This is a genomic window from Brevundimonas sp. Root1279 (assembly GCF_001425945.1).
Taxonomy (GTDB): Bacteria; Pseudomonadota; Alphaproteobacteria; order Caulobacterales; family Caulobacteraceae; genus Brevundimonas.
Window position 1 is genome coordinate 39030 of sequence record NZ_LMEB01000009.1, and the last position, 21188, is coordinate 60217.

The 21188-nt window shown below is 69.7% G+C and carries 21 protein-coding genes; 6 read left to right on the plus strand and 15 right to left on the minus strand.

Going from position 1 to position 21188, the window contains the following annotated elements; translation table 11 throughout:
• Positions 1-38: 38 nt before the first annotated feature.
• On the minus strand, positions 39-1445 hold the full coding sequence (locus ASC65_RS13560; RefSeq protein WP_056454328.1) for an SDR family oxidoreductase: 1407 nt from the start codon (positions 1443-1445) through the stop codon (positions 39-41).
• 191 nt (positions 1446-1636) lie between these two features.
• On the opposite strand from ASC65_RS13560, the gene ASC65_RS13565 reads away from it, so the two are divergent.
• Positions 1637-2569 (plus strand): Hsp33 family molecular chaperone, encoded by a 933-nt coding sequence (locus ASC65_RS13565; protein WP_056454331.1) that lies wholly within the window; start codon positions 1637-1639, stop codon positions 2567-2569.
• Positions 2570-2623: 54 nt separating this feature from the next.
• Complete coding sequence (locus ASC65_RS13570) at positions 2624-3601, plus strand: hypothetical protein (protein WP_056454334.1); 978 nt, start codon at positions 2624-2626, stop codon at positions 3599-3601.
• On the opposite strand, the gene ASC65_RS13575 is transcribed toward ASC65_RS13570, so the two are convergent.
• The 8 genes from ASC65_RS13575 to ASC65_RS13610 all read right to left on the minus strand — a co-directional run bounded on the left by ASC65_RS13575 (position 3598) and on the right by ASC65_RS13610 (position 13480).
• The gene (locus ASC65_RS13575) at positions 3598-4014 is read right to left on the minus strand and encodes a hypothetical protein (protein WP_056454336.1); all 417 of its coding nucleotides are present in this window, start codon (positions 4012-4014) and stop codon (positions 3598-3600) included. The genes ASC65_RS13570 and ASC65_RS13575 overlap by 4 nt on opposite strands.
• A complete protein-coding gene (locus tag ASC65_RS13580) occupies positions 4014-5855 on the minus strand; it encodes a gamma-glutamyltransferase family protein (protein ID WP_056454340.1) in 1842 nt (613 codons plus the stop codon). The genes ASC65_RS13575 and ASC65_RS13580 overlap by 1 nt, the downstream gene beginning before the upstream one ends.
• 1005 nt (positions 5856-6860) lie before the next feature.
• The gene (gene phoB / locus ASC65_RS13585; protein ID WP_056454343.1) at positions 6861-7550 is read right to left on the minus strand and encodes a phosphate regulon transcriptional regulator PhoB; all 690 of its coding nucleotides are present in this window, start codon (positions 7548-7550) and stop codon (positions 6861-6863) included.
• A 17-nt stretch (positions 7551-7567) separates the two neighbouring features.
• Positions 7568-8332 (minus strand): phosphate signaling complex protein PhoU, encoded by a 765-nt coding sequence (gene phoU / locus ASC65_RS13590; RefSeq protein WP_082526062.1) that lies wholly within the window; start codon positions 8330-8332, stop codon positions 7568-7570.
• A gap of 8 nt (positions 8333-8340) precedes the next feature.
• A complete protein-coding gene (pstB, locus tag ASC65_RS13595; RefSeq protein ID WP_056454346.1) occupies positions 8341-9210 on the minus strand; it encodes a phosphate ABC transporter ATP-binding protein PstB in 870 nt (289 codons plus the stop codon).
• A gap of 4 nt (positions 9211-9214) precedes the next feature.
• A complete protein-coding gene (gene pstA / locus ASC65_RS13600; RefSeq protein WP_056454349.1) occupies positions 9215-10519 on the minus strand; it encodes a phosphate ABC transporter permease PstA in 1305 nt (434 codons plus the stop codon).
• Entirely contained in the window at positions 10512-11927 is a 1416-nt protein-coding gene (gene pstC, locus ASC65_RS13605) for a phosphate ABC transporter permease subunit PstC (protein ID WP_056454352.1), read from the minus strand. Before pstC ends, pstA begins: the two co-directional genes overlap by 8 nt.
• A gap of 137 nt (positions 11928-12064) precedes the next feature.
• Complete coding sequence (locus tag ASC65_RS13610) at positions 12065-13480, minus strand: ATP-binding protein (protein WP_056454354.1); 1416 nt, start codon at positions 13478-13480, stop codon at positions 12065-12067.
• Between the two features lie 138 nt (positions 13481-13618).
• Between ASC65_RS13610 and ASC65_RS13615 the strand changes: the two genes are divergently transcribed.
• Both ASC65_RS13615 and ASC65_RS13620 read left to right on the plus strand, forming a co-directional pair.
• Positions 13619-14581 (plus strand): ABC transporter ATP-binding protein, encoded by a 963-nt coding sequence (locus ASC65_RS13615; RefSeq protein WP_056454356.1) that lies wholly within the window; start codon positions 13619-13621, stop codon positions 14579-14581.
• On the plus strand, positions 14578-15960 hold the full coding sequence (locus ASC65_RS13620) for an ABC transporter permease (protein WP_056454361.1): 1383 nt from the start codon (positions 14578-14580) through the stop codon (positions 15958-15960). Before ASC65_RS13615 ends, ASC65_RS13620 begins: the two co-directional genes overlap by 4 nt.
• An 18-nt stretch (positions 15961-15978) precedes the next feature.
• Here the strand turns inward: ASC65_RS13620 and ASC65_RS13625 are convergent, their stop codons facing one another.
• From ASC65_RS13625 to rpsU, 3 genes are all read right to left on the minus strand, one after another.
• Positions 15979-16194 (minus strand): hypothetical protein, encoded by a 216-nt coding sequence (locus tag ASC65_RS13625; protein WP_056454364.1) that lies wholly within the window; start codon positions 16192-16194, stop codon positions 15979-15981.
• Positions 16194-16400 carry a hypothetical protein gene (locus tag ASC65_RS13630; protein ID WP_056454366.1) on the minus strand — a complete coding sequence of 69 codons (207 nt, stop codon included), beginning with the start codon at positions 16398-16400 and terminating at the stop codon, positions 16194-16196. The genes ASC65_RS13625 and ASC65_RS13630 overlap by 1 nt, the downstream gene beginning before the upstream one ends.
• Before the next feature lie 139 nt (positions 16401-16539).
• Complete coding sequence (gene rpsU / locus ASC65_RS13635) at positions 16540-16788, minus strand: 30S ribosomal protein S21 (RefSeq protein WP_156459699.1); 249 nt, start codon at positions 16786-16788, stop codon at positions 16540-16542.
• A 188-nt stretch (positions 16789-16976) separates the two neighbouring features.
• On the opposite strand from rpsU, the gene ASC65_RS13640 reads away from it, so the two are divergent.
• Positions 16977-17648, plus strand: coding sequence for a COQ9 family protein (locus ASC65_RS13640; RefSeq protein WP_056455230.1), 672 nt, complete (start codon positions 16977-16979; stop codon positions 17646-17648).
• Between the two features lie 283 nt (positions 17649-17931).
• Here ASC65_RS13640 and ASC65_RS13645 read toward each other — a convergent pair whose 3' ends face one another.
• Complete coding sequence (locus tag ASC65_RS13645) at positions 17932-19011, minus strand: 5-(carboxyamino)imidazole ribonucleotide synthase (protein ID WP_056454371.1); 1080 nt, start codon at positions 19009-19011, stop codon at positions 17932-17934.
• Entirely contained in the window at positions 19012-19503 is a 492-nt protein-coding gene (purE, locus tag ASC65_RS13650) for a 5-(carboxyamino)imidazole ribonucleotide mutase (RefSeq protein ID WP_056454374.1), read from the minus strand.
• A gap of 127 nt (positions 19504-19630) precedes the next feature.
• On the opposite strand from purE, the gene ASC65_RS13655 reads away from it, so the two are divergent.
• On the plus strand, positions 19631-20194 hold the full coding sequence (locus tag ASC65_RS13655; RefSeq protein ID WP_056454377.1) for a GGDEF domain-containing protein: 564 nt from the start codon (positions 19631-19633) through the stop codon (positions 20192-20194).
• Here ASC65_RS13655 and ASC65_RS13660 read toward each other — a convergent pair.
• Complete coding sequence (locus ASC65_RS13660; protein ID WP_082526063.1) at positions 20191-21153, minus strand: MBL fold metallo-hydrolase; 963 nt, start codon at positions 21151-21153, stop codon at positions 20191-20193. The genes ASC65_RS13655 and ASC65_RS13660 overlap by 4 nt on opposite strands.
• Positions 21154-21188: the final 35 nt, after the last annotated feature.

Genomic DNA, 21188 nt, shown 5'->3' on the forward strand with positions numbered 1-21188 from the left:
CGACCTTCGCACTTGCAGCAATGGGGAGGCGGCGGGTTCTAGAACTTGCCGAGGCTGCGCAGCTTGCTGTCCGGCCGTTGGGCATCGAGTGCGGCGGCGCCGATGACGGCCGCCAGGGTGGCGAGCGCCAGGATGGTTCCGCCTTCGCGGGCGTGCTCCCGGGCGTAGTCGCCGGCCTCATGGGCGTGGCGCTTGGCCCACTTACCCTGTTTCTTCAGCGCCTTGCGCGAATTGTGCCGCGCGTCGTGGAAGAAGCGCTCGGAGCGGTGCCGGGCCTCGTCGCCAAAGTCGGAGGCGCGTTCGCTAACGCCCTCGAGCCCATGCCGCACGTTTTCGGCCAGATCGTCGAAACGCTCGCGCAGGCCCGAGGAGTCGATCCAGCGGCGCGGGCTGACGCGATGGCGGATCGTCTCGAACCGGGTCGGCCCGGTGCGTTGGTTCAGCAGGAGGGTGGCGAGCCCGACGCCGGCCAGGATCGCGATGACTCCGGCGGTGATGCCCGGGTGTTTGCGGACTTCGGCAAGCGCCGAGAACTGTCGAACCATGGGGTAGTAGACCTCTTCGTCGAGGCCGTCCTCGGTCGGATCGTAGAGCCCGTCCTCGTCCGGCTGCCAGGCGGAACGACGGTCCCGCATGAGGCTAGGAGCGAACCGGGCGAGAAGAGGTTCCGCCACGCCTGGAACGGCTGCGTAGAAGCTGGCGATCAGTCGTCCGCCGCCGCCGACGGTGATTTCCCGGATCGGATGCGAGGCGCAGTAGAGAATGGTGTCGGCCACGACGTGGGTCGCATAGACCGGCTGCGGGTTGTGCATCGCCTGGCCCGTGAGATTGCGGGCGTGCTTGCTGTAGGGGGTGTCGATCGCGGCCGGCTTGATCAGGCTGACGGTGATCGGCGCGCCCTCGCGCAGAAGCTCCATGCGCAGGGCGTTGGTGAAGCCCTTCACCGCGTGCTTCGACGCTGAATAGACGCCCTGCACTGGCATCGGCGCGTCGGACAGGATGGAGCCGACGTTGATGATGGCCCCGCCGCCCGGGCGTTCGCGCAGACGGTCCGCCGCCACCAGCGAGCCGTTCACGACGCCCCAGTAGTTGGTGTCGAACAGCTTGCGCTGATCCTCCAGCCGGGTCTCGCGGATGGCCCCGAAGATCGACACCCCGGCGTTGTTCACCCAGGTGTCGAAGCCCCCGAACAGGCGCCGGCATTTGTCGGCCGCCTCGGACAGGGCGTCGTAGTCGCCGACGTCGGCCACGGCCCAGGCGGCGCGGGCGCCGGTGGCCTGGAGCTCCTCGGTCAGGGCCTTCAGGTCGCTCTCGCCGCGGGCGATGAGGAAGACGCACGCCCCGGCCCGGGCCGCACGGCGCGCCACCGCCAGACCGACCCCCGAGGTCGCGCCGGTGATGACGATCGCCTGCTGGTTCAGGGGCTTGAGGGTCGCTTTGGTCATGAGGCCGCCGGTCGGAGGTTATGCGGGGCATCCTATATCCCTGTCATTCCAGGCCCGGGCAAGGCTCGGAAAACCCGGAGCCGCCACCTGAGGGTCGGCCGGGCGGGCTCGGCGGGCGACGGGTCTTATCAAGTTCGCGCAGGGCGCCTATGTAGGCGGCCTTCCGAATTCCGCCCTCTCGAGGACCCGCCGTGACCGATCACGCGCCCGCCGCCGCCACGCCTTCCGCCCCCCTGGGCGACAACCTCGCCGCCGCCTTCCAGATCGAGGGCTGGCCGGTCCGCGGCCGCCTGGTCCGCCTGGGCGAGAGCATCGACGCCATCCTGTCGGCCCACGCCTATCCGGAGCCCGTGGCCGCCCTGCTCGGCGAGGCCTGCGCCCTGGCGGCCCTGATCGGCTCCAGCCTGAAGTTCGAGGGCCGCCTGATCGTCCAGGCCCAGGGCGACGGCCCGGTCCGCTATGTCGTGGCCGACTATGACACCCAGGGTCACCTGCGCGGCTACTGCCGCTTCGACGAGGCCGAGGTCGCGGCGGCGTCGCAGGGCTTCTCACGGCCCGGCGCCAAGACGCTGCTGGGGCAGGGGGTGTTCGTCATGACCCTGGACCGCGGTCCCGACTTCGAACGCACCCAGGGCATCACCCCGATCGAGGGCGAGAGCCTGTCCCTGGCCGCCGAGCACTATTTCGAGCAGTCCGAACAGATCCCGACCAAGGTGCGCCTCGCGGTCGGTTCGCTGGACAGCGGCGCGGGCGCCAGCTGGCGCGCGGGCGGTGCGATGATCCAGGTGATCGCCGCCGATGACGCGCGCGGCAGCACCGAGGAGGCGTGGGAGCGCAGCCGCGCCCTGTTCCAGACCCTGGCCGACGACGAGCTGCTGGACCCGACCATCACGCCGGAGACCCTGCTGTTCCGCCTGTTCCATGAGGACGGCGTGCGGCTGGAGGACCCGCGGGCGCTGAAGGCCCAGTGCCGCTGTTCGAAGGACCGTATCGGGGCGGTGCTGTCCTCGTTCAGCCCCGAGGATCGCGCGGACATGGTCGAGCCGGACGGCAAGATCCATGTCACCTGCGAGTACTGCGCCACGGTCTACGCCCTTGAGCCCGAGGACGTGCAGGCGGAGTAGCCTGACCGCGAGTTCATTTGAAACCGGAAGCGGCGCCGGACATTGAATGCGGCCATGCTCGCCGCCCTGCTGTCCGCTTTCGCCCTGTCCGCTACGCCCGTGGAGCCGCCGCCGTGCCGGTTCCAGGGTGAGCCGCGGGCGTGGACGGCCCAGGCGCTGGCGTCGTGGGACCGGCTGGACCGCGAGCGGCTGCAGATGGCGCGGCCGGTGACGCCGGTGATCACCCTGTTCGACCAGGGCTGCGCCTACACCCTGACGCCGGACCGGCGCGGCGACTTCGCCGTAGGCCAGCGGCGCTACCGGACGCGGGGCGTGCCGCATCGGGGGCGGGTCCCGCTGCCCGACGGAAACAGCGTCCCCGCCGAGCGGCTGGCCTTCGCCTCGCCGCTGTCGGACGGGCGGATGTTCTTCATCATGGCGCTGCCGTCGGTCTGGCGGGCGGACCGCAGCGAGCCGCGCGATCCGAACCTGATGGCCATGGTCGTCTTCATGCACGAGTTCGCCCATTCGCAGCAGGCCGAGGGCCTGGGCGAGCGGATCGACGGGCTGCTGGCGCGTGGTCTTCCGGAGAACTCGGATGACGACGTGGTGCAGAACCGGTTCGGCGCGCGGGCCGGCTACGCGGCGGCCTATGCGGCGGAGCGGGATCTCTACTATCGGGCCGCGCGAGCCCGGGACGCCGACGGGGCGCGGCTCGTGCTGGCCGAGGCGGCCGGGGCGATGCGGACCCGGCGGGACCGCTGGTTCACGGGCGAGGAGGCCCTATACGCCGAGGCCGACGATGTCTTCCTGACCCTGGAGGGCACGGGCAACTGGGCCGCCTGGACCTGGCTGATCCACCCGCAGGGCGGGCGGATGGCGCCCGACGACGCCACGGCCTTCATTCGCGGCGGGGGCGCCCACTGGAGCCAGGACGAGGGTCTGGGGATCATGCTGGCGTTGGAGCGTCTAAGCCCCGACTGGCCGCGGCTGGCCTTCGGCGCGGACGGGGTGACCGCCGACGTCTTGGTCGATCGCGCCCTGGCTCGCTAGGCCGTCGTCGTTTGCTCGGTCTTGAGCGTCGCGGCCACGTCGCGGCGGCTCATGCGGAAGGTCCCTGACCAGGCGCCGTGAATGACCCATCGTCCTTCGATGGAGGAGCCGTCTTCGGAGATGGCGCCCTCGTAGTCGATGGTGTGCGTCTGACCGCCGCCGCGCGGGAATTTGGTGAAGACAAGCTGCCCGCCGTGATGGTTGCCCTTGAGCGACGCGGGAATGGGCGGCGCGCCCTTGGGCCCCAACATGTCCGGCTCGACGGTCGAGCCGGTGACATGGCCGTCGACGTCCGACAGCTCAGCCGTGAAGGGCGTCGCCGGCAGATTGTCGTTGGCGTTGTCGGCGTGGTCGTGCGGGTAGAAATACACGCCGGTCCAGCGGCCAGTCAGGTCGATCGTGGTGTCGCTCATCAGTAGGCCAGGGCGATGCCGTCTTTGCGCATTTCGGTGGCCGCGCCGTAGGTCCAGGGGCCGCGGGCGTTCTGCTGCATGACCACGTTCTGATAGCCGCCGAAGCCGCCGTTGGGGCCGCGCAGGACCCAGCCCATGGCCTCCAGCTGGGCCTTGGACGCCGCCGGCACGCCGCTCTCGAGGAACAGCAGGCCGACGCCCTCGGCCGCCTGGCCGGTCGGCTCGGACGAGCCCTCGTGCTGCCAGCGCGGGCTGTCGCCGGCCTCCTGCGGATCGAGGCCGTAGTCGACCATGTTGATGATGATCTGGGCCTGGCCCTGGGGCTGCATGCCGCCGCCCATGACGCCGAAGGCCATCCACGGCTGGCCGTCCTTGCACGCGAAGCCCGGGATGATGGTGTGGAAGGGGCGCTTGCCGGGGGCGTAGACGTTGGGGTGGCCGTCGGTCAGGGCGAACAACTCGCCGCGGTCCTGGAACATGAAGCCCAGCGTCCGGCCCTCGCCGTCATCGGGGACGAGACCGGAACCCATGCCGCGGTAGTTGGACTGGATCCAGCTGACCATCATCCCGTCCTTGTCAGCCACGCTGAAATAGGTGGTGTCGCCGTGGGTCGGGGCGTCGCCGGGGAAGGCGCGGTCCATGACCCGGTCGGGCCGGATCAGCTTGGCGCGCTCGGCCGCATAGGCCTTGGAGTTCAGCCATTCGACGGGGGTCTGGCTGAAGCGCTCGTCGGCGAACCATTTGGCGCGGTCCTCGAAGGCCAGGCGCTTGGCCTCGGCCTGATGGTGGATCGAGGCGGCGGACTGGAAGCCCATGCCCTTGAGGTCGAAATTCTCGCAGATGTTGAGGATCTGGTTGGTCGACAGGCCCTGGGTGTTCGGTCCCAGGCCGTAGACGTCGACGCCCCGATAGTCGGTGCGGATCGGCTCGACCCACTCGGTCTCGTGGGCGGCCAGGTCGGCGCGGGTCATCCAGCCGCCGATGCGCTTGAAGTAGCGCTCGATCTGGTCGGCGATCGGGCCGTCGTAGAAGGCGTCGCGGCCGTGCTCGGCGATCAGGCGCAGGGTGCGGCCGAGGTCGGGATTGGCGAACATCTCGCCCACCTTCGGCGTCCGGCCGCCCGGGGCGTAGACCTTCTTGCGGTTGTCGTTCTCCTCGATGATCGCGGCCGAGCGATCGAAACCGGCCATGTTGCGCTCGAGGTAGTAGGCGATGACCTGCGGCATCGGCACGCCTTCCTCGCACAGCTCGGCGACCGGCAGCAGGACGTCCTTCCAAGGCAGCTTGCCGTAGCGCTGGTGGGCGCTCCACCAGGCGTCGACCGTGCCCGGAACGTTGACGGTGACCGCGCCATAGGAAGGCAGGTAGCCGTTGTCGCGGGCCTTCGAGCGGGCGGTCTCAAGCGACAGGCCCTTGGGGCTGGGGCCCGAGCCGTTGAAGCCCACGACCTTCTTTTGCTTCGGATCCCACAGCATGCAGAAGGCGTCGCCGCCGATGCCGTTGGCGACGGGCTCCAGGAAGCCTAGCGCAGCGTTGATGGCGATGGCGGCGTCGATGGCCGAGCCGCCGCGACGCAGGGTGTCGATGCCGATCAGGGTCGCGCGCGGATGGGCCGTCGCGGCGGCGCCGCTGGCGCCCCAGACCGTCGAGCGGCCGACAAATTTGGGCCCGGTGATGCGGTCGCCGATGCCGACGCCGGCGAAGGGATCGGGCGCGCGGGCGGGAGCGGGGGGCGCCGCGCCAGCCGCCGGCTGTTGCGTCGCCGCCTGGGCGTTGACCGCCCCGGCGCCGGCCAGAAGCGCGCCCGCAGGCAGGGTCGACAGGAAGGTGCGGCGACGCATGGGCTGGATTCCGTCTTTGATCAGGAGGGGGACCGTAGCGGGTCTAACGGGACTGTGAAGCCTGTCCGTCCGGACCGGGCTCTGTGAATGAGGGACAGCGCCTTCAGGGAGCGCGGCGGCGGGACGATTTCGCCTTCGCTGGCGCTCCGGCGCCGCCTCGTCCCCCGGTCGGCGCCGCTAAGGCGGCTTGCCGGAGGATGACGCAATCAAAAGCGACTGTCATCGCGCCGGCGCCACGCCATGCCATGCCATGCAGACATGCGTCATCGTCGACCGGCGCGGTTGCGACGGAAGGGGAGGTCGCGGAGCACGGGCGGATCGGCCCGGAACCGAGGAGCCCCTGCTTTCGCGTTACGGGGCCCTGATATGTTTTTTCGGCGTTTCCGCCCGTGCTCCGCGCGATCGGTTACTCGGAGGCGTGTCGCTGAGGGCTTCCTTCTCGAACGGCGCGCTTGCGCGCCGTATGCCGATTAATCCCCGCACGACCAAGAAGCCTGAGACGGGCGGGGCTCCAGACCCCGGGCCCGACGGTTTAACGTACCCCGCCGGCATGAACCCGCTCGATCGCATCCCGCCGCACGCGAAGGCCCTGGCGCCTGGCGCCCTCCCCAACGACGGAACGCCCTGAGGATAGGCCGGGGCCGAAGGCAGGCGCGCTTATGACGCTGAGATTTTTGGAAGGCGTGGGAAATCAGCGGGTTGGGCGGACGGAATAGTCGCCTTCTTCCCGAGTGAGGCGACGAGTTCCGGGCCGTGGTGGAGCGGCACGGCCGGCTGGTTCGTCACAAAGGGCACGAAGGATGCACGAAGGACACGACGGGGGCGGGGCTTGATCCTGAGCGGTGAGCGGCTGGATCGGCGAGCCCTTTTAGGGGTCGCTTCGCGACCGATCATTTCTTCATCGGAGCAAGGTCGGATGAGGGGGACAGGGCGGCTGCAGTGCGACCCCTCATCCGACCTCGCTTCGCTCGGCCCCCTTCTCCCGCAAGGGGAGAAGGGGATCGGTCAGCCCCCCAGGTCCAGCGAATACCCCGCCGAGCGGACGGTGCGGATCGGGTTGACGGTGCCGTCGACGTTGAGCGCCTTGCGCAGGCGGCCGACGTGGACGTCGACGGTGCGGGCCTCGACATAGACGTCCGAGCCCCAGACGGCGTCGAGCAGCTGTTCGCGGCTGAACACGCGGCCGGGGTGCTGCATCAGGTGATCCAGAAGGCGGAACTCAGTCGGACCCAGGTGGATCTCATTGCCGGCGCGGCGGACGCGGTGGGCGACGCGGTCGATGACGATGTCGCCGTGGTTGATGCGGTCGTCGGCCAGGCCCGGGCGGATGCGACGCAGAACGGCGCGGATGCGCGCGATCAGCTCGGTCATCGAGAAGGGCTTGGTCATGTAGTCGTCGGCGCCGGTGTCGAGGCCGCGCACGCGGTCGGTTTCCTCGCCGCGGGCTGTCAGCATGATGATCGGCAGGTTGCGGGTCTCGGCCTTGCCCCGGATGCGGCGGCAGACTTCGATGCCGCTGAGCTTGGGCAGCATCCAGTCGAGCAGGACCAGGTCAGGCAGGCGCTCGTCGATCTGGAGCATGCCTTCCTCGCCGTCGGCGGCGACCACGACCTTGTAGCCCTCTTTTTCGAGGTTGTACTGGAGGAGCGTGGCGAGCGCGTCCTCGTCTTCCATCACCAGAACGTAGGGCTGCACGTCGAATATCTCCGGATTCAGGCGGGCGACTGGTCTTGGGCGGGAGCGGGGGCGGGATCGGCGGCCGGATGGGCGGCGGGCACGGCATTCGGACCCTCGTCGGGGGTCCAGCGGGGACGCTCGCCGGTGAACTCGAGGCCGGTGATCTCGTAGTGGATCGTCTCGGCGATGTTGGTGGCGTGGTCGCCGATGCGCTCGAGGTTCTTGGCCATGAACAGCAGGTGGGTGCACGAGGTGATCGTGCGCGGGTCGCCCATCATGTAGGTGAGCAGCTCGCGGAACAGGCTGTTGTAGTGCTCGTCGACCTCGTCGTCGGTGTTCCAGACGGCGATGGCGCGATCGACCTCGGCGGCGGCGTAGGCGTCGAGGACGTCGCGAAGGCGCATCGAGACCAGCTTGCCCATGCGCTCGATCGAGCGGGTCAGCAGCTGCATCGGCTCGCCCTCGGCGAGGATCAGGCCGCGCTTGGCGATGTTCTTGGCCAGGTCGCCGGTGCGCTCCAGGTCCACCGCCAGCTTCATCGCCGACAGAGTGCGGCGCAGGTCGGAGGCGACCGGCTGGCGCAGGGCGATCAGGCGGATGGCCTTCTTCTCGATCTCGCGGTGCATGCCGTCCAGGCGGGCGTCGCGGTCGACCACGGCGCGGGCCAGGGCGACGTCGCGGCGGGCGACGGAGTCGACGGCGTCGGCCACCTGCGCCTCGGCCAGGCCGCCCATGCGCGCGACCTCGGCCGTCAGCTGGTTAAGCTCGTCCCCGTAGGCCTTGACGGTGTGCTGGTTCATGGCGAGCCCTAGCCGAAGCGGCCGGTGATGTAGTCGAGCGTGCGCCGCTCGCGCGGGTTGGTGAAGATCTCTTCCGTGGCGCCGGTCTCGACCAGACGGCCGAGGTGGAAGAAGGCGGTGCGCTGGCTGACCCGGGCGGCCTGGGCCATCGAGTGGGTGACGATGACGATGCAGTAGCGCTCGCGCAGCTCGTCGATCAGCTCTTCGATCTTGGCGGTGGCGATCGGGTCCAGGGCCGAGCAGGGCTCGTCCATCAGGATGACTTCCGGCTCGACGGCGATGGCGCGGGCGATGACGAGGCGCTGCTGCTGGCCGCCCGACAGCCCGGTGCCGGGCGAGTGCAGGCGGTCGGCGACCTCTTCCCACAGGCCGGCGCGCTTCAGCGAGGCCTCGACGATGCTGTCCAGTTCCCCCTTGGAGGTGGCCAGACCATGAATGCGCGGGCCGTAGGCGACGTTCTCGTAGATCGACTTGGGGAAGGGGTTCGGCTTCTGGAAGACCATGCCGACGCGGGCGCGCAGCAGCACCGGGTCGACGGAGCGGGCGTTGATGTCCTCCCCGTCCATCTCGATACGGCCCACGACGCGGGCGTGGGAGATGGTGTCGTTCATGCGGTTCATGGTCCGCAGGAAGGTCGACTTGCCGCAGCCCGAAGGGCCGATCAGGGCCGTGACGGTCTTGTCCGGAATGTCGAGCGACACGTCATAGAGCGCCTGCTTGTCGCCGTAGAAGACGGAGACGTCGCGGGCGGCGATCTTGGTCGGGCCGACGGGGCCGCCGCCGGCCGCGGTGACCGTCGGGGGCGCGGTGATCGGATCCTCGGTCACAGCGGCGCCGCCCTGCGTGCCGTCCGGTGCGCGAAAAAGGTTGAACTTCATCAGTTTACCACCGGCGTTCGAAGCGCCGGCGCAGCAGGATAGCGGCGGCGTTCATGACGATCATGAAGGTGAGAAGGACCAGGATGGCCGCGGCGGTGCGCTCGTGGAAGGCGCGCTCCGAGGCGTTTTCCCAGATGTAGATCAGCGAGGGCAGGGCGCCCGTCGGCTCGCCCAGGGCGGTCGGGATGCCGGGCACGAAGCTGACCATGCCGATCAGCAGCAGCGGGGCGGTCTCGCCCAGGGCGTGGGCCATGGAGATGATGGCGCCGGTCATGACGCCCGGCATGGCCAGGGGCAGGGTGTGCTGGAACACCGTCTGGGTCTTGGACGCGCCCATGGCCAGGGCCGCCTCGCGGATCGACGGCGGCACCGCCTTCAGGGAGGAGCGGGTGGCGATGATGATCGTCGGCAGGGCCATCAGGGCCAGGACCAGGCCGCCGACCAGCGGGCTGGCGCGGGGCAGGTGCATCCAGTTGATGAACAGCGCCAGGCCGAGCAGGCCGTAGATGATCGACGGCACGGCGGCGAGGTTGTTGATGTTGACCTCGATCAGGTCGGTCAGCTTGCCCTTGGGCGCGAACTCTTCGAGGTACAGGGCCGCGCCGACGCCGAGCGGGATGGCGATCAGGGCGGTGACCAGCAGCATCAGGGCCGAGCCGACCACGGCCCCCAGCACGCCTGCCAGCTCGGGCTGGGTCGAGTCGCCGCGGGCCAGCAGGGCCGAGTTGAAGTGGGCGGCGACGTGGCCGTCGTCCCGCATCCGCTCCAGCCAGTCCATCTGCTCGTCCGACAGGCGACGCTGATCGGCGGGGGTGGAGCGCTCGATCTTGCCCTTGAAGTAGAGGTCGGCCTCGTCCGAAAGCGGGGCGGCGATCGGCACGGTCTGGCCGATCAGGCCCGGCTGGCGCTGGATGCGCGCGGCGGCGGCGAACTTCAGCTCGGACGAGAACAGGCTCCGCATGGCGTCGGCCTTGCTGCCGTCGGGATCGGCCACGCCCATGCGGACCAGTTGCTGCTCGGCGACCAGAAGCTCGAAATTGGTGCCCTGCGGATAGCCGCGGTCGACGCGGGCCGGGTCCATGTAGACCGGCACGGTGACGGTGTGGGCGTAGAAGGCGGTGTGGCCCTGCTCGACGATGCGGCCGAGCAGGAGCAGCAGGAAGCCGACGGCGAAGGCGATGGCCATCAGACCATACAGCTTGAAGCGCTTCTCGCGGGCGTAGCGGCGCTTGAGGCCGGCGCGGAGGCGGTCGACCCGGGCGGCTTCCTCGGCCGTCATCGGCGCGGTGTGGGTGGCCGCGTCAGTCATACTGCTGCCGGTAGGTCTGGACGATGCGCTGGGCGACGATGTTCAGCATCAGGGTGACCAGGAAGAGGGTCAGGCCGAGGCCGAAGGCGGACAGGGTCTGCGGCGTGTTGAAGGCCAGGTCGCCGGTCAGCAGATTGACGATCTGGTAGGTGACGGTGGTCACCGGCTGAAGCGGGTCGAGGGTCAGGTTGGCGGCGCCGCCGGCGGCCATGACCACGATCATGGTCTCGCCGATCGCCCGGGACATGGCCAGCAGCATGGCGCCGGCGACGCCGGGAAGGGCGGCGGGCAGCAGCACGCGCTTGACCGTCTCGGACTTGGTCGCGCCCATGGCGTAGGAGCCGTCGCGCAGGCTCTGCGGCACGGCGTTGATGATGTCGTCCGACAGGGAGCTGACGAACGGGATCAGCATGATCCCCATCACCGCCCCGGCGACCAGGGCCATCTGGTTCTGGACCAGCATCAGGTACTGGCCGACGCCGTCGAGCGGGCCGCCGACCAGCCAGGAGCCGATGGTGTTGAAGAAGCTGCGGAAGGCCGGGCCGACGGTCAGGGCGGCGAAGAAGCCGTAGACCACGGTCGGGACGCCGGCGAGGATCTCAAGCACCGGCTTGACCGTCGCGCGGAAGCCGGGGCCCGCGTACTCCGACAGGTAGATGGCCGAGAACAGGCCGATCGGAGCGGCTACGGCCATGGCGATGGCCATGATCAGGAAGGTGCCGACGAACAGCGGCACCGCCCCGAAGGCCCCCGACGAGGCGCCCTGCGCCTGCGGGCTCCAGTGCAGGCCGAACAGGAACTCGGTCACCGGCACATAGGAGAAGAAGCGCATCGCGTCGAAGACGATCGAGGCGACGATGCCGATGGTGGTCAGGATGGCCACGGCGGAGCAGGCGAACAGGCCGCCGATGATCCAGCTTTCGACGCGGTTGCGGGCGCGCAGGTCGGGACGGATCCGGCTGAACACCCAAAGGGCGCCGATACAGCCGGCCAGCACCGCGCCGGCGAGCGCGGCCAGGTCGAGCATCAGGCCGAGACCGGCGACGCGATGACCTTCGGCGGGCAGCAGTTCAGCGTAGGGAGCGGGCCAGACCTGGGCCGTCGGATGGCCGGCGCCGACGGCGCGGGCGTCGGCGAAGAAGGCCTCGCGGCGCAGCGGCTCCAGCTGGGCTACGGCCTCCGGGGCGCCGGCGAGGGTCAGCTGGCGCTCGACGCCGGGAGAGAAGACGGTGGCGGCCGCCAGCACCAGCAGGGCTGGGGCGACGGTCCAGATCAGGGCGTAGGCGCCGTGCTGGCCGGGACGCGAATGGGTCCGGCGACCCTCAGCCCGGCGACGCGCAAGCGCGCGCCCGCCGACGTAGGCGGCGACCGCGGCGGCGATCAGGATCGGCAACAAAAGCCAGGTCATCACGGTCCGGGACAGGAGAATCGAAACGCGCCGGTCCGCCCGGTTCGTCCGGCCGGAACCTGCCCACGAATGGTCAGCGGAATAAGACGGCCGCGTGACAGTTCTGTTACGCACCCCGTCCCTACGTCACGGGAGCGTCACTCGGCCGGGGCGGACTTTTTCGGCTCGGCGACCGGGAAGTAGGCGGTGAAGGTCGCGCCTTGGCCCAGCGCGCTTTCCACTGTCAGCCCGCCACGGTGGCGGTTGATGATGTGTTTGACGATGGCCAGGCCCAGGCCGGTGCCCGAGCGATCGCCGCTCTTCTGGCCCTCGACCCGGTAGAAGCGTTCCGTGAGGCGCGGCAAATGCTCGCGGGCCATGCCCGGCCCGTGATCTCGCACGGTGACGGCGGCGTAGCGCTGGCCCGGCTCGCGGTCGGGGGTGAGCAGGGGCAGGCGGGTGGCGCCTTCGCCGCGGTTGCCGCCGGACCAGGGGGCGGAGGCCTGGTCGAGGGAGACCTCCGGCTGGATGCAGACCTCTACGACCTCGCCCGAGGGCGAGTATTTGATGGCGTTGTCGACGAGGTTCTGGATGACCTGCAGGATCTCGTCGCGGTCGCCGCTGACCGGGGCCCCGAGCTCGCCCCCTCGCAGGGCCACGCCCACCTTGCGCTCGGCCGAGAGGATGCTGACGGCGTCGACCACGTCGGCGGCGGCGCGGGCCAGGTCGACCCGGCCGGACGGCGGGATGTGCTCGTTGAGCTCGATCCGGCTCAGCGACAGCAGGTCGGCCACCAGCCGGCTCATGCGGTCGGCCTGGGCGGCCATGATGTCGAGGAAGCGGTCGCGCGCCTTGGGATCGTCGCGGGCGTGCCCCTTGAGCGTCTCGATGAAGCCGGACAGCGAGGCCAGGGGCGTGCGCAGTTCGTGGCTGGCGTTGGCGAGGAAGTCGACGCGCATCAGCTCCATGCGGCGTACGTCGGTCTCGTCGCGCAGCACCACCAGGGCCAGGGTGCGGCCGTCGGCGGCGGGCAGGGGGCGGGTCAGGGCGCGCCAGTGGCGGGTGTTGGCGCCGACGCCGGCGTAGTCGGTGGTCTTGGCGACCCCGCCGAACAGGGCCTCGTCGACCGATTCCAGCACCGTCGGATCGCGCAGGGCCGACACCAGCAGCGCCCCTTCGCGTGGGATGCGCAGCAGTTCGCGGGCGGCGGCGTTGGCGAGGATCACGCGCCGGCCGGCGATGTCGTCCGCCTCGCCGCCGGAGACCACCAGCACAGGATCTCCGAGCGCCTCGAACAGGGCGTCCAGCAGGCTGAGATCGGCGGCGGCGACTTCGCTGGCCCGGGCGTCCACGGGGGTGGCGGCCGCAGCGCGCCCGCCGGGCGGACGGCGGTTGAGCGCCCAGGTGGAGAGGGCGACCAGCACGGCGCCGCCGAGGAGATAGGGGGCGAGGGAGGGCTCGCCGACCGCAAGCGCCACCAGCACGATGACCGCGATCCCGGCGCTGGCGCCCGCCGTCCAAAGGCGGGACCCGGCCTGGGGGGCGACCGGCGATGGGGACGTCTCGTAGGGCATTCAGGCCTTCTGCCGACTCTTATCCCGCGAACATGACACGGAATTCACGACAGGGGCACGACGACCGGGTGTGTCGCCTGTTGTCAAACGTCCTTTACACACCTACCAATGACGCAAGGCGCTGAGCACGGAGGGCATATGACGGCGGCATTGACGCTCGAGGGCGTGAGCAAGCGCTACGGCGACTTCCAGGCCGTGCGCGATCTCAGCTTCCAGGTCGGACGGGGTCAGATCTGCGGCTTCCTGGGACCGAACGGCGCGGGCAAGACCTCGACCCTGCGCATGATCCTGGGTCTGCAGCCTGTCACCTCGGGCCGGATCGACATCCTGGGGGCCGACGACGGGCGCAAGGTGCGCGACCGGATCGGCTTCCTCCCCGAGGAGCGCGGCCTCTACAAGAAGATGACTCCGGTCGACGCCATCGCCTTCTTCGGCGCGCTGAAGGGCCTGCCGACCGGCGAGGGGCGCAAGCGTGCGCGGGAGTTGCTGGACGCCCAGGGCCTGGGCGCGTCCAAGCGCAAGAAGATGAAGGAGCTGTCCAAGGGGATGGCCCAGAAGGTCCAGTTGATCGCCTCGGTGGTGCACCGCCCCGAGTTCGTGATCCTGGATGAGCCGTTCTCGGGCCTCGACCCGGTCAACCAGCAAGGGCTGGAGGAGATGATCCGCGGCTTGGCGGCCAACGGGGCGACGGTGCTGTTCTCGACCCACGTGATGCAGCACGCCGAGCGCCTGTGCGACAAGGTCGTGCTGCTGGCGCGGGGTCAGAAGGCCTTCGAGGGCACTGTGGCCGAGGCGCGCGCGACCGCGCCGCGCTTCCTGGAGCTGGAGGGCGACATCGCCGTCGAGCAGGCGCGCGCGCTGCCGGGCGTCAGCGGCGTCGAGGTGGTCTCGCAGAGCGGCGGCGCACGCATCCTGCGCGCCGCCCTGGCGCAGGGCGGGCGGGGGCAGGAGGCGCTTAAGGCGGCCTTCCTGAACGGCCTCGACGTGCGTCGTTTCGAACTGCGCGAGCCGACCCTGCACGACGCCTTCATCGGCCTGACCGGGGACAGCCCGGACCAGGACCAGTCCGTCAAAGCCCCTGGCGTGGAGGTTGTCCGATGAGCCGCATTCTGCTGATCGCCCGCCGCGAGTTCGCGGCCTACGCCAAGACCGTCGGCTTCTGGCTGTCGCTGCTGGCCTTCCCGATCTTCGCCGTCATCGGCGGCGCGGTGCCGTTGCTGATCCAGTCGTCCGAACCTGTCCGCTCGGTCGCGGTGGTCGAGGAAGGTCCGCAGGCGGCCGGCCTCGCCCTGGCCGTCCGGCAGGCGCTGGCTGATGAGGCGACGAGGGCCGACGAAGGCGCCCGCAAAGCCGCCGAAGAGGCTGCCAAGGTGTCTCCGGGCATGACCGATCCCGCCGTGGCTCAGGGGGCGATCTCGGCCATGTCGAAGCCGAGCATGAAGATCGTGGCGGTCCCGCCCGCCATCGCGGCGGCGGCGCCGGGCGAGGCGCGAGACGAGGCGGCCCGCGCCCATCTGGTCGAAGAGGGCGACGGCGCTCTGGACGCCGTGGTTCTTCTGGACCGCAACGCCGCCGGCGAGCCGACGGCGCGTGTCTGGACCGCCCGGGCCACCGACGACAAGGTCAGCGATTTCGTCCGCGCCGCCCTGAAGAGCAGCAATCAGAAGACCGTCTTCACGGCCGCGGGCATCGACCCCGCCGTGGTCGACCGCACCGAGGCCTTCAGGCCCGAGGTGAAGTCCTTTTCGCCCAAGGCGCGCGACGGCGAAGTTTCGTTCCGCGACCGGTTGCCGATGATCATGGGCTTGGCGGGCGGGTTCATCCTCTGGTCCCTGGTGATCACCGGGGCGTCGATCCTGCTGAACAGCGTCATGGAGGAGAAGTCGAACAAGATCCTCGAAGTGCTCCTGTCCTCGGCCTCAGCAACGGAAATCCTGACGGGCAAGGTTCTCGGCGTCGCCCTGCTGACGCTGACGGTCATGCTGGCGTGGGGCGGCCTGGGGCTCGGCTCCCTGGCCTTCTTCCAGCCGACCTATGTGGCGGACATCGGCGGCATCCTCCTGCACGGCGGGATGCTGTGGTGGTTCGTGGCCTTCATGGTCGGCGGCTATCTGATGTACGCGGTGCTGTTCGCCGCCATCGGGGCCTTCTGCGAGACGCCGCGCGACGCCCAGACCCTGATGGGGCCGATCATGATGGTCCTGGTGATCCCGATCATGACCATGACGATGGCCATCGAGAGCCCGGACGCGCCGGTGATCAAGGCCCTGTCCTGGGTGCCTTTCTTCACGCCCTTCCTGATGATGGCGCGGCTTCCGTCGGACCCGCCCATGTATGAGCTGGTCGGGTCGATGGTCGGCATGTTCGCCTTCGCCCTGCTCATGGTCTGGCTGGCCGGCCGGGCCTTCCGCGCAGGCGCCCTGTCAGACGTCAAACTGAGCTGGAAGGCCTTTGCGGCGGCGATGGGCGGCGGGCGCTAGTCGCCCGCCGTTGTCCTCTCAGCGGACGGCGGCCGGGGGTTCGGCGGCGTGGCTGGAGCAATAGCCGACCATGATGCAGCGGTCGCCGCTCCACAGCTCAAGCCCGCCGCCGTCCGGAGCCCAGTCGTGAAGGGCCAGCTCGGCGATCGCCGCACTGTCATCGGCGCGGTCAAGCTCCACGATGCGGGTAATCTGGCCGGACTCGTCACGCAGCTTGATCTGGTAGGTTGGCATCAGGCCGCTTCCAGGACGTGCTCGCGGCTTTCGCGGCACAGCGCCTTCAACTGGCGAGACAGGCTGTTGCCATGCAGTTGGCGCAGTTCATCGATGCTGTAGCCTTCCCGGGTCATCGCCTTGGCGATTTCGCCCTTGGTGGCGAACTGGCCGGTACCCGCAAGTGCAAAGGCCCGTTCCAGAGTCGTGGGCCGATTGCTTTGCATGGCCGTATTCCCTGTTGACGTAAGGGGAAAACGGTCATTTCCGAAAGTCGTTTCGTCGGGTTGCCGACTTATCTCGGCAATGAAAAAGGGCCGCTTCGGTTCCCCGAAGCGGCCCTGGATTCTTCAGCCTGTAGCGGTGTTAGCCGCGACCAGCGCCCGGCACGCGGGGCTTCGGAGCCGGCAGCAGGCCTTCGCGCTGGGCGCGCTTGCGGGCCAGCTTGCGGGCGCGACGAACGGCTTCAGCCTTTTGGCGAGCGCGCTTTTCCGACGGCTTTTCGTAATGCACGTGGCGCTTCATTTCACGGAAGCTGCCTTCGCGCTGCATCTTCTTCTTCAGGGCTTTCAGGGCCTGATCGACGTTGTTGTCGCGGACGAAAATCTGAACCAGGTGAAACTCTCCTTTGGCCGCCCGCCGCGTCCTGTGAGGGAGACGGGCAGACAAATAAAAATCGTACCCGACGGCTTGGGGCCGCGAGTGAAGGCGGGCTGATACACGAGCGGTCACGCCGTGTCCAGATCGTCGCGGACACTTGTGAAGGCTCGAAAGCCAGGCCGGACGGGCCTATGCTCAGGTTCATGACGGATACGCCACACCTTTCCAACGGAGAGCCCTCCGATTGGGCCGACCAGATGGAGCAGGCGGTTCTGGACGCCGCCCTGCGCCATGCGTCGGCCATGGGCTGGAACAGCCGGATGGTGCGCGCCGCCTGCGCCGACAATGGCCTGTCTCTAGGCGACGAGGAGCTTCTGCTGCCCAATGGGGCGCGGGATCTGGCCGCCTTGCTGTCGCGCCGGCACGACGATCGGGCCATGGCGGCCCTGGCCGAGGTGGAGCCTGCCTCGCTGAAGATTCGCGAACGAATCGCCCGCGCCGTTTCGGCCCGGATGGAGGCGGGCGCCGAGGATCTGGAGGCGACCAAGCGCTGCGCCGCCTTCCTGGCCCTTCCGACCAACGCCGACCTGGGCCTGAAGCTGGTCTGGGAGACCGCCGACCATCTCTGGCATTGGGCCGGGGACACGGCGACGGACTGGAATCACTATTCCAAGCGGGCGATCCTGTCGGGCATCCTGGCGCCGGCCCTGACGATGCGGTGGTTCGACGGCCGCGAGGCCGCCGAGGCCTTCGTCGCCCGCCGCATCGAGAACGTCATGGCCTTCGAGAAGTGGAAGGCCGGCAAGGATTTCGACGCCCCGCTGCGCAAGGTGGCCGACGCACTCAGTCGGATGCGCTACGGGGCGAAGAGCTGATCGAGTTCGCCGACGCCGTCTACTCGGGCCGCTGAGCCTGTGAACGGGAAATCTCAGCCGCAATCGTGGCGCACCATCGCATGCCGCCCTCGACCATCGCGCTCATCGAGCCGTGAATTGCGTGTGCGTCCGCGATTGACGCCGGGACGCGCTAGCTTGACCGAAGTCATGCGTGGGCGGCGGTCTTTGACAATCAGCGATGGCGCGAGGGGGACGAGAGTGTTCGGACGGCAGCCGTCAATTTCTCACGATGGTGCTACCAACCGAACACTTTGAAGCGGCGCTAGAGGCTCTTCACCCGGTTCACGTGGGCCATCTTCCGCCCCGGGCGGGCCTCGGCCTTGCCGTAGAGGTGCAGGCGGGCGTCGGGGGCCGAGGCGAGGTGACGCCACTGGTCGACCTCGTCGCCCAGCAGATTGGTCATCTCGACCTGGAAGTGGGCGGTGGTCGGGCCCAGCGGCCAGCCGGCGACGGCGCGGATGTGCTGCTCGAACTGGTCGCAGACGCAGCCGTCCTGGGTCCAGTGGCCGGTGTTGTGGACGCGCGGGGCGATCTCGTTGACCAGCAGGACGCCGTCTCCGAGATCGAACAGCTCGACCCCCAGGACGCCGACGTAGTCGAGGCCGTCGAGGATGGCGCGGGCGATGGCGGCGGCGCGGTCGCTGGTCTTCAGGTCGACTTGGGCGGGGGCGGTGGTGGTCTTGAGCACGCCGCCGGCATGGACGTTCTCGCCCAGCGGATAGACGGCGATCTCGCCGTCGCGGCCGCGGGCGGCGATGACCGACAGCTCGCGGGTGAAGTCGGCGCGGGCCTCGAGGATGGCCGGCCGTTCGCCGATCGAGGACCAGGCGTCGGCGGCCATCTCGGCCGAGCGGATCCAGACCTGGCCCTTGCCGTCGTAGCCCTCGCGGCGGGTCTTGAGCAGGGCGGGCGTCCCGAGGCGCTCCAGCCCGGCCAGAAGGTCGTCGAGGTTGTCGACCTGGGCGAAGTCGACGGTCGTGGCGCCGACGCCGTTCAGGAAGGTCTTCTCCTCGACCCGGTCCTGGGCCACGGCCAGGGCGCGCGGGCCGGGGGCGACGACGGCGCCGCCGCGGACCAGCCGCTCGACCGAGCTGGCCGGGACGTTCTCGAACTCGAAGGTCACCGCCTGGCAGGTCTGGCCGAGCACGCCGAGCGCGGTCAGGTCGTCATAGGCGGCGATGATCTGGCCCTGGGAGACGCGGCCGGCGGGGCTGTTCTCCTCTGGGTCGAGGATGACGACGTTGAAGCCGAGGCGCGAGGCGGCCTGACTGAGCATGCGACCGAGCTGGCCTCCGCCCAGGATGCCGATGGTCGAACCGGGGGGCAGGGGCAGGGTGGTCACTCAGTCCTCGACCGTTTCGTGAACCGCTTCCGTCTGAGCTTCGCGGAAGGCGGTCAGCCGCCCGGCCAGCACCACGTCCGACAGGGCCAGGATCTGGGCCGCGAGGATGCCGGCGTTCTTGGCCCCGGGCTCGCCGATCGCCAGGGTCGCCACCGGCACGCCGCCGGGCATCTGAACGATGGAGAGCAGGCTATCCATGCCTTTCAGGGCCTTGGACTCGACCGGCACGCCGAGCACCGGCAGTTCCGTCATCGAGGCGGCCATGCCCGGCAGGTGGGCGGCTCCGCCGGCCCCGGCGATGATGACCTTGTAGCCGGCGGCCTTGGCCCCGGTCGCGAAGTCGAACAGGCGCTGGGGCGTGCGGTGGGCGGAGACGACCTTGGCCTCCCAGGCCACGCCGAGCCGGTCGAGCGAGTCGGCTGCATGCTTCATCGTCGGCCAGTCCGAGCGGCTGCCCATGATGATCGCCACCGGCGGAGTCTCGGTCGCCATGATGTTCCGGCCCCTGTTCGCGGAAAGCGGCGCGATACAGGACTCGCGTTGCGCCCGCAACCGAGGGCGTTAGGCTCCGTCCAGGCGGGCAGCGGTTGAGTCGCGGCCCGGGGGAGCCTTTTCAGTCTTGAACGCCGCGGCCGCTATCGACCCTTACGCCGAAATCGAGCGCCTGCGCGCCGAGGTCGAAGCCCTGCGCCAGCGGGCCGAGGCGGCCGAGGCGGCGGCCGATCACGACGTGCTGACGCCGGCTCTGAACCGACGTGGCTTCATCGCCTCGATGAAGAGCGCCATGGCCTTTTGCCTTCGCCACGATGTGCCGGCGGTTCTGCTCTATCTCGACCTCGACGGCTTCAAGAGCGTCAACGACCGGCTCGGCCACGCGGCCGGCGACGCCGCCCTGGTGCATGTCGCCCAGATGATGCGGGCCAATCTGCGTGAGTCGGATGCGGTCGGTCGGCTGGGCGGCGACGAGTTCGGCCTGCTGATGCTCAACGCCGGTCTCGAGGAAGGCCGCGAGAAGGCCCGCCGACTGGCCGAGGCACTGGAGAAGGCGCCGTTCGAATGGGAAGGCCTGAGCGCCGGCCTGGGCGGCTCGTTCGGCGTACGCGCCCTAGCGGGGCACACCGACCCCGAGGTCTGGCTGGCCGAGGCCGATGCGGCCATGTGGGTGCGCAAGAAGGCGCGCTAGGGCTCAGGCGGCCTCACCGTCACGGCGCCGTCCGCGGCGATCTCGAACGCCATCCGATCCTCGCCCACCGTCAGCGGGCCGTCGTAGAGCGTGCGCGTCTGGCGGCTCAGGTCGGCGAGGTCCGCCGGGGCGAAGCCGCCGAGAGCGGGCTGCACGATATGGCTGTAGACGGCCATGCCGGGACGGGCGGCGGCGAAGATCCGCGCCGCCTCGGCCGGGCGGGTGTGGTTGTCCAGGATCACCGCCGACGCCGCTTCGGCTTCAGGGCGGGCGAAGGCCACCTCATGCACCAGCACATCCACGCCCGCGGCGTGTCGCGCCAAATTCTCGCTCGCCCGGGTGTCCCCCGAGATCAGCACCGAGCGCCCTCGATAGTCGATGCGATAGCCGTAGGCGTCGGGGACCCACGGGCCGTGGTCCACCCGGAAGGCCGTGACCCTCAGGCCGTCGACGTTATGGACCACGCCATCGGCGGCGAACTCCTCGGCGGCGATCCGCGCCCCTTCTGCCGGCAGGCCCTGGGCCAGGCGGAAGCCGAGATCCGCCTCGAAGGTGCGCTCCAGGTTGGCGGCGAAGGCGACCGTGCCGGGCGGCCCCACGAGGCGGAAGGGCGTCCGGCGGCCGCCGTGCGGGCCTCTCACCCAGCCGGTCAGCCAGACGTCCGGCAGGCCGACGAGGTGGTCGGAATGAAGGTGGGTGAGGAAGGTGGCGGTCAGGGCGACGCCCGAGACCCCGGCCTGCCAGAGGCGGATCTCGGCCCCGCGGCCCGCGTCGAACAACAGGGTCTGGCCGCCCGCCTGCACCAGGGTCGCCGGTCCGAAGCGGTCAGCCAGGGGCGGCGGCGCACCGGTCCCCAGCAGGGTGACAATCATGACCGGCTCCGGTCGCTCGGAGGACTGGGCGTGCGCGGCGGAGGCCGACAGGGCCATGAAGGTCAGGACGACTATCAGAAACCGCATGCGCGCTCCGTTCGCCAACCGGCGTTCCGAGCTAA

Excerpts from the sequence above, each read along its gene's own strand:
- ASC65_RS13610 (WP_056454354.1), bottom strand. The coding sequence starts at position 13,480 with ATGCCCTACGAGACGTCCCCATCGCCGGTCGCCCCCCAGGCCGGGTCC.
- ASC65_RS13580 (WP_056454340.1), bottom strand. The coding sequence starts at position 5,855 with ATGCGTCGCCGCACCTTCCTGTCGACCCTGCCTGCGGGCGCGCTTCTG.
- pstA (WP_056454349.1), bottom strand. The coding sequence starts at position 10,519 with ATGACTGACGCGGCCACCCACACCGCGCCGATGACGGCCGAGGAAGCC.
- purE (WP_056454374.1), bottom strand. The coding sequence starts at position 19,503 with ATGGCGACCGAGACTCCGCCGGTGGCGATCATCATGGGCAGCCGCTCG.
- ASC65_RS13630 (WP_056454366.1), bottom strand. The coding sequence starts at position 16,400 with ATGCAAAGCAATCGGCCCACGACTCTGGAACGGGCCTTTGCACTTGCG.
- phoU (WP_082526062.1), bottom strand. The coding sequence starts at position 8,332 with ATGAACCAGCACACCGTCAAGGCCTACGGGGACGAGCTTAACCAGCTG.
- ASC65_RS13575 (WP_056454336.1), bottom strand. The coding sequence starts at position 4,014 with ATGAGCGACACCACGATCGACCTGACTGGCCGCTGGACCGGCGTGTAT.
- ASC65_RS13660 (WP_082526063.1), bottom strand. The coding sequence starts at position 21,153 with ATGCGGTTTCTGATAGTCGTCCTGACCTTCATGGCCCTGTCGGCCTCC.
- ASC65_RS13640 (WP_056455230.1), top strand. The coding sequence starts at position 16,977 with ATGACGGATACGCCACACCTTTCCAACGGAGAGCCCTCCGATTGGGCC.
- pstC (WP_056454352.1), bottom strand. The coding sequence starts at position 11,927 with ATGACCTGGCTTTTGTTGCCGATCCTGATCGCCGCCGCGGTCGCCGCC.
- pstB (WP_056454346.1), bottom strand. The coding sequence starts at position 9,210 with ATGAAGTTCAACCTTTTTCGCGCACCGGACGGCACGCAGGGCGGCGCC.
- ASC65_RS13615 (WP_056454356.1), top strand. The coding sequence starts at position 13,619 with ATGACGGCGGCATTGACGCTCGAGGGCGTGAGCAAGCGCTACGGCGAC.
- ASC65_RS13570 (WP_056454334.1), top strand. The coding sequence starts at position 2,624 with ATGCTCGCCGCCCTGCTGTCCGCTTTCGCCCTGTCCGCTACGCCCGTG.
- ASC65_RS13560 (WP_056454328.1), bottom strand. The coding sequence starts at position 1,445 with ATGACCAAAGCGACCCTCAAGCCCCTGAACCAGCAGGCGATCGTCATC.
- ASC65_RS13625 (WP_056454364.1), bottom strand. The coding sequence starts at position 16,194 with ATGCCAACCTACCAGATCAAGCTGCGTGACGAGTCCGGCCAGATTACC.
- ASC65_RS13620 (WP_056454361.1), top strand. The coding sequence starts at position 14,578 with ATGAGCCGCATTCTGCTGATCGCCCGCCGCGAGTTCGCGGCCTACGCC.